We start from the raw sequence: 229 nt of genomic DNA, 5'->3' as shown, positions 1-229 counted from the left end.
ATCCTGGCGCTCGGTCGTCTGCCGGACGTGCCGATGCTCGACTTCCCCGCCTTGCAAGGCCACAACCTGCAGGGCGGCCTGCGCATTCCGCCGGAGTTCTCCGCGCTGGCTATCGCCCTTGCCATCTATGGCGGCTCCTACATCGCCGAGATCGTGCGCGGCGGCTTCCAGGCGGGCGGCAAAGGCCAGATGGAAGCGGCCCAGTCGGTGGGCTTAAGCCCCTGGCGCG

1 pseudogene is annotated in these 229 nt (G+C 69.0%); it reads left to right on the top strand.

What is annotated here, in order from left to right:
• Positions 1 to 33: 33 nt before the first annotated feature.
• Positions 34 to 229 (top strand): annotated as a pseudogene (locus KVT37_RS33295) (ABC transporter permease); the annotation flags it as partial.

Origin of the sequence: Mesorhizobium sp. GbtcB19, assembly GCF_019091085.1 — a bacterium.
In the GTDB taxonomy this organism is placed as follows: Bacteria; Pseudomonadota; Alphaproteobacteria; order Rhizobiales; family Rhizobiaceae; genus Mesorhizobium.
Note: the sequence above shows the minus strand (reverse complement) of the source record. Positions and strands in the feature narration are given on the sequence as shown.